Source organism: uncultured Mailhella sp., from assembly GCF_944324575.1.
In the GTDB taxonomy this organism is placed as follows: Bacteria; Desulfobacterota; Desulfovibrionia; order Desulfovibrionales; family Desulfovibrionaceae; genus Mailhella.
Window position 1 is genome coordinate 1 of the sequence record NZ_CALUWV010000097.1, and the last position, 8131, is coordinate 8131.

Here is an 8131-nt window from a genome sequence, read left to right on the forward strand (position 1 = left end):
TGAACTGCCTTGGGTTGTGGTTCATACGCGGGAGCAGGTTTTAACCGGCAAAATTTTTCTAACCTATTTCTAACCACACCGTCAATTTCTAACCATTCAGGTCAATGCGCGGCAAAGTCTTATTTTTGATAACTTATTGAAAATAAAAATAAATCAAAGTCTATCCAGCTGTATCTAACTCTTTCAAGTTCTGTCAAAAAGGGCTCATAACCCGAAGGTCATTGGTTCAAATCCTTTCCCCGCAACCAGAAAGTTCAAGCCCTTACGGTGAAAATCGTAAGGGCTTTTTCTTTTTTTAATTTCATTCCCACCACTATTCCCACCAGAAAAAATAAGGCAGAAAGTGAAGAGCTTTCTGCCTTATGATTTCTTGCCGAAAAGGTGATACGACAACCCGGCTCATAGCCGGATTGTCGAGTCAGCGCGGCATGAAGTCTGTGGGGTCAATGCAAGGCTATCCTTCATTGTAGGCACGCTCAATCAGAGGTTTTGCTTTTTCAAAGTCTTCCGAATTTTTAATGACGACTTCCACGTCGCCGGTTCCGTGATGCCCGACATTGCTGACGTCTCGGGTAAAGTCTTTGGTGAGTTCCACCGTGGAGGGATCAAGAGTTAAAAATAATTTCAGTTGTTTGCTGAAAATTTCTATGCAGGCGAAGTTTCGGAGTTTTCTATAGGCAAGACATTGTTTGAGCTGATTGGACGCCACGTCGTCGCCAAGAGACTCGATATAGTTGCAAATGTTTTCGTAGAGATCCTTAAGCTCTGGCGATATGGATTCAAGTTTGTCAATATGAAATGATGTATCATGCTTTTGTGTTTTATTTATGACAGGTTCAGTATGACATGTGTCATTATTTCTTGAACTGGAAGTGGATGGCGTGTTAAGATGTTCAAATAGCAGCATTCCATTATTATATTTTCTATATTCTACCAATTTTATATTAACCTGCATTCTGTCCACGGCATGAATATCATATTTGTTGAATTTATGCGCAACACAGATGACGCAGGGGGCCGACCAGTCTATGAGATCGGCCGCTTCTTTTCCCAGGACGGACATGACAAGAAGTTTAAAGTCTGCTTTATGGTCGAGAAGCCAGTCCAGATAAAATAAGCCCTGATTGATGACATTTTCGTTGGAATTACGCTTGTATTCAAAAATAACCGGGCAATTGTTTTCATCGATGCCTATGCTGTCCATTCTTCCACCGGTTATCGAGTACTCGCTTTTAAGGAAACGGACACCGAAGAATGTGGACATGTTGTTTTCGATAAGTGTTTGCAGTTCTCTTTCCAAAAGAACTGAGGAAGATATCAGTTCCGTGACTTGTCCGTTGGTATCGTAAAGCTTTATTTCCGACATGATAAATCCTTATAGCTCGTACATTTCTGTTGGCGTTGGTCTGCCGGAACGGGCAGGGATGATGACAGAAGGAGCATAGTCGAACCGGCGACAGGAATAAAGAAGGAAGAGGGGAATGAAAGGAGTATGCCGTATTTCTTTGCCGGATTCCGGGCACAACAAAAGGCCCCGACAGAATTTCTTCTGTCGGGGCCTTGCGCGTATCTGACGGAGGAGACGTTTTCACGAGAGGAAAACGGTCGGCAGAAACCGGATCAGAGCGTTATGCGATGGCGATGGTCTTCTTTTCGGGTATCTTTTTTTCCGGAGTCTTCGGGAAAGAGAGCCTCAGAATGCCGTCTTCAAACGTGGCGGAAACGTCCTTGGGCTCGAGGGCTTCGCCGACGTAGAAGCTGCGGCTGCATTCGCCGGAGTAGCGTTCGCGGCGCAGATACTGTCCCTTCTTGTTCTCCTCATCCTTGTCCAGTCCCTTGGCTGCACTGATGGTGAGGTAACCGCCGTCAAGTTCGATTTTCACTTCGTCCTTCTTGAATCCAGGCAGATCAATGTCCAGCTCGTAGGTGTTTTCCGTTTCCCGCACGTCAGTCTTCATGAGATTTCTGGCGTTCTTGCCGAACAGCGGGTCATGTCTGTTATTGAAAACAGGCATAAAAGGTTCACCGAAGAATTCATCGAAAAGTCTTTCACCAAAAATACTAGGCAGCATAATAAAAACCTCCAGCCAAAAATAGAATCAATGCATCATAGCTGATAAAAAACACCAGCGTTCTTTTATTTATGGATGAAGATACATTCTTCATCTCACAGAAAGATGATTGATTCTGTTTTTCATGAACTCATTCTGTGGAAAGCGTCCCTGAAAAACATACCATTACAATAGGAACGAATGCCGGACTGTCAACGCCGCAGAGAAAAAAATTTTCGTTTTTCAGGCGAAAATGTCTTCTTTCGGGGAGATGGAAACCTCGGAAAAACGGGCAGTGACGGCAGTTTTCGGGGTTGCTTCCGGGGAGAACGTCTGCAAAAAATTTTTGTTGTCGCCTTGACGGCTGAGCTCTGAAAGTGCCTGCACAGTTTGTTGAAAAAGAGCGTTTCGGTGCGGCGTGCCCTGACGGTATGAAGAGATGTCGTTTCGTCCTCCGGGGCAAGGCGTGCCGTTCATTCCATCATTCGTAAATCATGGAAGCAGTCGTTTTTTTCTCTCATAGTCGGAAGGAGCGTTCCTGAACGGGCCGCCGTTTCTTTGTTGAGCAAGGGGGAAACTTCATGAAGCTGTTCGGACATTCATTGCGCGCATGCGTCGTGCGCAGGGAACGTCGGAAGTTGTGGCCGACGCCGCTGTTTCTGTTTTTTCTTGCCGTGGTGCCCTGCCGTGCGGAAGCCACGGATCTTACCGGCAGCGGGAGCGCTTCCGTGGTTTCGGGCGATTCCTATGATTATGTGTACGGCCGCCGGGCCGTGGGCGGAGACGCTGTGGCGAACGGCAGCATGGTGAACGTCTCCGGAGGCACGGTGTCCAGGGATCTTTACGGCGGTTCGGCTCTGAGCCGCAACGGCTCGGCCGAGGCGCTGAACAACAGCGTGACCGTGAGCGGCGGGCTCTCCGATTTCAACGACAATATTTACGGAGGCTACGCGAGAAGTTACGTGGGCGGGGCCACGGCCGACGGCAACAGCGTGAGCATGGACGGCTCGCTTCGGTTCGGGCCGTGGGTGCAGGCCTTCGGCGGCTATGCCAGAATGTCCGGCGGTTCGGGATTTGTGGAGTCCGTGAACAATCGCGTGACCATAGGCGGCAGCGCCGCGCTGAACTTCGTCGTGGGAGGTGAAGCATATGCGGAAACTTCCGCACAGGGCTCATCACGCTCCGCAGACAATGCGGTGCGTCTTGAGAACGGTTCGGTCAGCCTGCTTTACGGCGGCTATGCCATTGCTCCGGGCGACGCTTCCAGCGAAAACAACGTCGTGTCCATTGCCGGAGGAATTTTCGGTGACGTGGTGGGCGGCGAAGTGCACAGTTATGAAGGCACGGCGCTGGCCGAAGGAAACATGGTGACCATAACCGGCGGCACGGGCACGTCGAATGTTCTGGGCGCTTCAGTGCAGGGCGACGAGGGCGCGGCCCGGGCTTCGGGCAACAAGGTGAACGTGTCCGGTGCTTCCATTGCGGGCAGCGTGACAGGCGCCTTTGCTCCGGAAAGCAGCGTTCCGGCAGAACTGACCGGCAACAGCGTCACTCTGGCAGAAGGTGCGATCGTTGAGGGGCATGTCGTGGGCGGCGCGGTAACGGGAACTGCCCCGGGCAGCCGCGTGGATTCCAACACGGTAACCGTGACGGACGGCGGTCTGGTACAGGGCGACGTGACGGGCGGCATGGCGGAGGCGGAAAACTCGTCCGTCAGTTACAACACCGTGCTCGTGCAGAACGCTTTCGTCGGCGGCAGTCTGTACGGCGGCAGCACGGGGGAGAGCGGCAGCGCGGACGGCAACATGGTGACGGTTGCAAGCGGCGGCAGCATTGAAGGCGACGTGACGGGCGGCATGACAGGAGCGGGAAGCTCGTCGGCAAATGACAACACCGTGCTCGTGCAGAACGCTTTCGTCGGCGGCAGTCTGTACGGCGGCAGCACAGGGGAGGGCGGCGAGGCCGCGTTCAACAGTGTGATCATAGGAAGAGGCGCATCGTTTGCCCCCACCACCGCCTTTTACGGAGGTTTTGTCGGAAATTCCCCCGTGGCGGCTGCGGGCAGCGGCAACACGCTCTTCGTGGACAGTTGGCAGGGCAGCGTTTCGCGCGTGGCGGGATTTGAGAATCTGCACTTTGTGCTTCCTGCGCCGGGAGCGCCGGTGAATGTGCCCATGCTTGCCGTGACGAACGCGCAGAGCGGCGACTTTGACGGTTCCACGGTAACGGCGCAGCTGCCGGAGGTCATAACCGGCGGACTTCCCTACAAGGGAAGCACGTTCGTTCTGCTCAGCGATGCGAGCGGCGCCGTGGCGCAGGCTTCCGCAGGAAGACTCATCAGTCTTCAGCAGGGCTATGTCGCCTATTACGACGGCATTCTGGAAAATACCGGCACGGCAGTGCAGCTGCATTTTCTTGAAGAGGTTCGCATGAATCCCCGCATAGCCGCGCTCACGGAGGCGCGCGCCGCGGCGTCGGGCCTGCTCAATCAGGGCGCGGATCTTGCGGCGGACGCCGGGCTCCGTCATGCGCGGGAGGCGGCGGAGCATGAGGATGAACACTGGCGGCCCTTTGCCGCCGTGTACGGCGGAGCATCGCGCTACCATACGGGCTCCCGGGCCGATACGGAGGGCTTTTCCGGCATGACGGGGCTGACGGGAAGTTTTTCCGGGGCGGACGGCCGTACGGTGCTGGGCGGATTCTTTGAGTTCGGCCGGGCCCATCTGGATACGTTCAACGGCTTTGTCTCGGGCGACGTGAACGGTCGCGGCGACAGCCGGTACATGGGCGCGGGCATGCTCGCCCGGTACGATGTGGTCTCGGGACCGCTTGCCGGACTGTATGCCGAAGGCGTGGGGCGCGTAGGCAACATCGACACGACATGGCACAGTGACGACCTGCGGGACAACGTGGGCCGTCCAGCCGACTATGATCTCTCCAATCCCTACTACGGGGGGCATCTGGGGCTCGGCTGCGTGCTGGGACTCGGGGAGTCGCTGGACATGGATGTGTACGGAAAGTTTTTCTGGACGCATCAGGACGGAGACGGTGCAGACATGAACGGCGACGCGGTGCACTTCAACAGCGTGGATTCCCGCCGTCTGCGCATGGGAGCCCGCTTCGACTGGAAGGCGTTTGAAGACGTGACGCCTTATGCGGGCGCGGCCTGGGAACATGAGTACAGCGGTACGGCGCACGCCGTGGCCAACGACTTTTCCATTCCCGACGCCTCGCTCAAGGGCGACAGCGCCGTGTTTGAGCTCGGCCTTGCCGTGGAGCCGGGTGCAGGACCGCTGACGCTGGACGCGGCCTTCACGGGCAGTGCAGGAGAGCGGGACAGTCTGGGCGGACATCTGACACTTCTTTACCGTTTTTAAACAGAGAGGGCGGCCCGGACGGAAGCGCCGGAAAGGGCCGCCTTTTCGTTCGGACGGGGCGGCGTGAAACTGGCGTTGTCGGACGAGGGACGGAAGAGAGCCTGTGCCACGGAAAAGATGACCGGCAAGGCGCGGAACGGAAAAAATGCGTCTGCGGCGCTGCCGGAAGGCTCAGAACGTTCGGAAAAGGAGACGACAGGGCAATCGGCAGGGGAAAGAGCGTGCCGTGCATGTGCTCGAAAAGAGACGGAAAAACGGCGGGAGTAAAAAAAATTTGAAAAAAGGGAAGAAAAGGCTTTACAAAGCGCCGCCTCTTGGGTACAAGTCTTTTGCTGTTTGCGGGGAACGCCCGGAGACAAGAAAAATTCTTCTTGCCAAGAAATGTCTTTCGAGATAAGTTCCCATACCTGCTGCTGGCGTAGCTCAACTGGCAGAGCAGCTGATTTGTAATCAGCAGGTTGCGGGTTCGATTCCCATCGCCAGCTCCATATTTTGGAGTGACGAGAGAAAGAGCTCCATATTTCCCGGTTCATTTGATCCGGGTGGCCGGTGAAGGTCACGCTCCTTCTTCCGGTTGCGGCAAGAACGCGAAAGCGTTTTTGTATAGCGTGGTGGGGTTCCCGAGTGGCCAAAGGGAACAGACTGTAAATCTGTCGTCGTAAGACTTCGGTGGTTCGAATCCACCCCCCACCACCAGCTTTACGCTGGTATAGCTGTAGGAGGCAGTGCGCGCTGTCAGGGGACTACGGCACACAGGCGGGAATAGCTCAACGGCTAGAGCATCAGCCTTCCAAGCTGAGGGTTGCGAGTTCGAATCTCGTTTCCCGCTCCACCTGCCACTTTGTTTCTTGTTGCTCCCCCTTTTTCTCTGGCGCGTCATGAGTCCGTGTTTTAGGGCTGCTCTCTCATTTAAAGAGGGCAGGACGGCGTCCGCTGCTCAAACAGGGCACCACAACTGCAAGTAACCATTTAGGGAGACCATCATGGGCAAGGAAAAATTTGATCGCTCTAAGCCGCATGTCAACATTGGTACCATCGGTCACATCGACCATGGTAAGACCACTCTGACTGCCGCCATCACCAAGATCGCCGGCCTCAAGGGCCAGGGCAAGTTCATCGCTTACGATGACATCGACAAGGCCCCCGAAGAAAAGGAACGCGGCATCACCATTTCTACCGCTCACGTTGAGTATGAGACCGACAAGCGTCACTATGCTCACGTTGACTGCCCCGGCCACGCCGACTACATCAAGAACATGATCACCGGTGCCGCTCAGATGGACGGTGCCATCATCGTGGTCGCCGCTACCGACGGTCCCATGCCTCAGACCCGTGAGCACATCCTGCTCGCCCGTCAGGTCGGCGTGCCCTACATCATCGTGTTCATGAACAAGTGCGACCAGGTCGACGATCCCGAACTGCTGGATCTCGTCGAAATGGAAATGCGCGAACTGCTGAGCGCCAACGGCTTCCCCGGCGACGACGTTCCGGTTATCCGCGGCTCCGCTCTGAACGCTCTGAACAGCGACGACTGGCAGTCTGAAGATGCCAAGTGCATCCTCGAACTGCTCGACGCCTGCGACACCTACATTCCTGATCCCGTCCGCGAAACCGATAAGCCCTTCCTTATGCCTATCGAAGACGTGTTCTCCATCTCCGGCCGTGGCACCGTGGTGACCGGTCGTGTGGAACGCGGCGTGGTGAAGGTCGGCGACACCGTGGAAATCGTGGGTATCCGTCCCACCCAGTCCACCACTGTGACCGGCGTTGAAATGTTCCGCAAGCTGCTCGATCAGGGCCAGGCCGGTGACAACATCGGTGCTCTGCTCCGCGGCATCAAGCGTGAAGACGTGGAACGTGGCCAGGTTCTCGCCGCTCCCAAGTCCATCACTCCTCACACCAAGTTCAAGTCTGAAGTGTACGTCCTGAGCAAGGACGAAGGCGGCCGCCACACTCCCTTCTTCTCCGGCTACCGTCCTCAGTTCTATTTCCGCACCACCGACATCACCGGCGTCATCAAGCTGGCTGAAGGCGTGGAAATGGTCATGCCCGGCGACAACGCCACCTTCAATGTTGAGCTTATCCATCCCATCGCCATGGCTCCCGGTGAACGCTTCGCTATCCGCGAAGGCGGCCACACTGTCGGCTCCGGCGTGGTGACCGAAATCATGGAGTAATACCATGCGCGTGAATATCCTGCTCGCTTGCACGGAATGCAAGCGCCGCAACTACGCCACGGTTAAGAACAAGAAGAACACTACCGGTCGTCTTGAGGTCATGAAGTACTGCCCCTGGGACAAGAAACATACGACTCATCGCGAAGCGAAGTAGTGCTTCATAGCGCAGGCCAGTAGCTCCAACGGCAGAGCGGCGGTCTCCAAAACCGCATGTTGGGGGTTCGAATCCCTCCTGGCCTGCCATTTCTTTTGTCTTTTCAGTTTTGAGGCTAACATGAGCAAAAAACAGAGTGACGCCGCGGAAGCTAATTCCCAGGCAAAAGCGGCTCCCGCCACTGCCTCCAGCAAGTCCGGCCAGTCCGCTGGCGAAGATCGCGGCCTGATGGCGCGCTTTGCTGCATTCAGGGATTATCTTCTCCTGTCTCGCGTTGAGCTGCGCAAGGTCAGCTGGCCCAACTGGAAAGAAACCCGTACCACCAGCATGGTGGTGCTCGGCTTTGTTGCCGTCATGGCCATCCTTCTCGGA

The 8131-nt window shown here is 55.4% G+C and carries 7 protein-coding genes and 4 tRNA genes; 8 read left to right on the plus strand and 3 right to left on the minus strand.

Annotated elements, in window-relative coordinates; all coding sequences use genetic code 11:
- Positions 1 to 454 precede the first annotated feature (454 nt).
- The 3 genes from Q0J81_RS09430 to Q0J81_RS09440 all read right to left on the minus strand — a co-directional run bounded on the left by Q0J81_RS09430 (position 455) and on the right by Q0J81_RS09440 (position 2528).
- Positions 455 to 1366 (minus strand): DUF5655 domain-containing protein, encoded by a 912-nt coding sequence (locus Q0J81_RS09430; RefSeq protein WP_294447428.1) that lies wholly within the window; start codon positions 1364 to 1366, stop codon positions 455 to 457.
- A 262-nt stretch (positions 1367 to 1628) separates the two neighbouring features.
- On the minus strand, positions 1629 to 2015 hold the full coding sequence (locus Q0J81_RS09435; RefSeq protein ID WP_294447430.1) for an Hsp20/alpha crystallin family protein: 387 nt from the start codon (positions 2013 to 2015) through the stop codon (positions 1629 to 1631).
- Between the two features lie 279 nt (positions 2016 to 2294).
- Positions 2295 to 2528, minus strand: a complete 234-nt coding sequence (locus tag Q0J81_RS09440) for a hypothetical protein (RefSeq protein ID WP_294447431.1) — start codon at positions 2526 to 2528, stop codon at positions 2295 to 2297.
- Positions 2529 to 2632: 104 nt separating this feature from the next.
- Between Q0J81_RS09440 and Q0J81_RS09445 the strand changes: the two genes are divergently transcribed.
- From Q0J81_RS09445 to secE, 8 genes are all read left to right on the plus strand, one after another.
- Complete coding sequence (locus tag Q0J81_RS09445) at positions 2633 to 5428, plus strand: autotransporter outer membrane beta-barrel domain-containing protein (protein WP_294447432.1); 2796 nt, start codon at positions 2633 to 2635, stop codon at positions 5426 to 5428.
- A gap of 412 nt (positions 5429 to 5840) precedes the next feature.
- Positions 5841 to 5916: transfer RNA gene (locus Q0J81_RS09450), tRNA-Thr, on the plus strand.
- A gap of 122 nt (positions 5917 to 6038) precedes the next feature.
- Positions 6039 to 6124 (plus strand) — tRNA-Tyr (locus Q0J81_RS09455).
- Between the two features lie 60 nt (positions 6125 to 6184).
- A tRNA-Gly gene (locus Q0J81_RS09460) sits at positions 6185 to 6260 on the plus strand.
- A gap of 151 nt (positions 6261 to 6411) precedes the next feature.
- Positions 6412 to 7605: an elongation factor Tu gene (gene tuf, locus Q0J81_RS09465; protein WP_294447433.1), complete on the plus strand. Its 1194-nt coding sequence runs from the start codon at positions 6412 to 6414 to the stop codon at positions 7603 to 7605.
- Between the two features lie 4 nt (positions 7606 to 7609).
- The gene (gene rpmG, locus Q0J81_RS09470) at positions 7610 to 7759 is read left to right on the plus strand and encodes a 50S ribosomal protein L33 (RefSeq protein ID WP_178578166.1); all 150 of its coding nucleotides are present in this window, start codon (positions 7610 to 7612) and stop codon (positions 7757 to 7759) included.
- 13 nt (positions 7760 to 7772) lie between these two features.
- A tRNA-Trp gene (locus Q0J81_RS09475) sits at positions 7773 to 7848 on the plus strand.
- A 31-nt stretch (positions 7849 to 7879) separates the two neighbouring features.
- A partial coding sequence (gene secE / locus Q0J81_RS09480; protein ID WP_294447435.1) for a preprotein translocase subunit SecE occupies positions 7880 to 8131 on the plus strand: 252 nt, incomplete at its 3' end.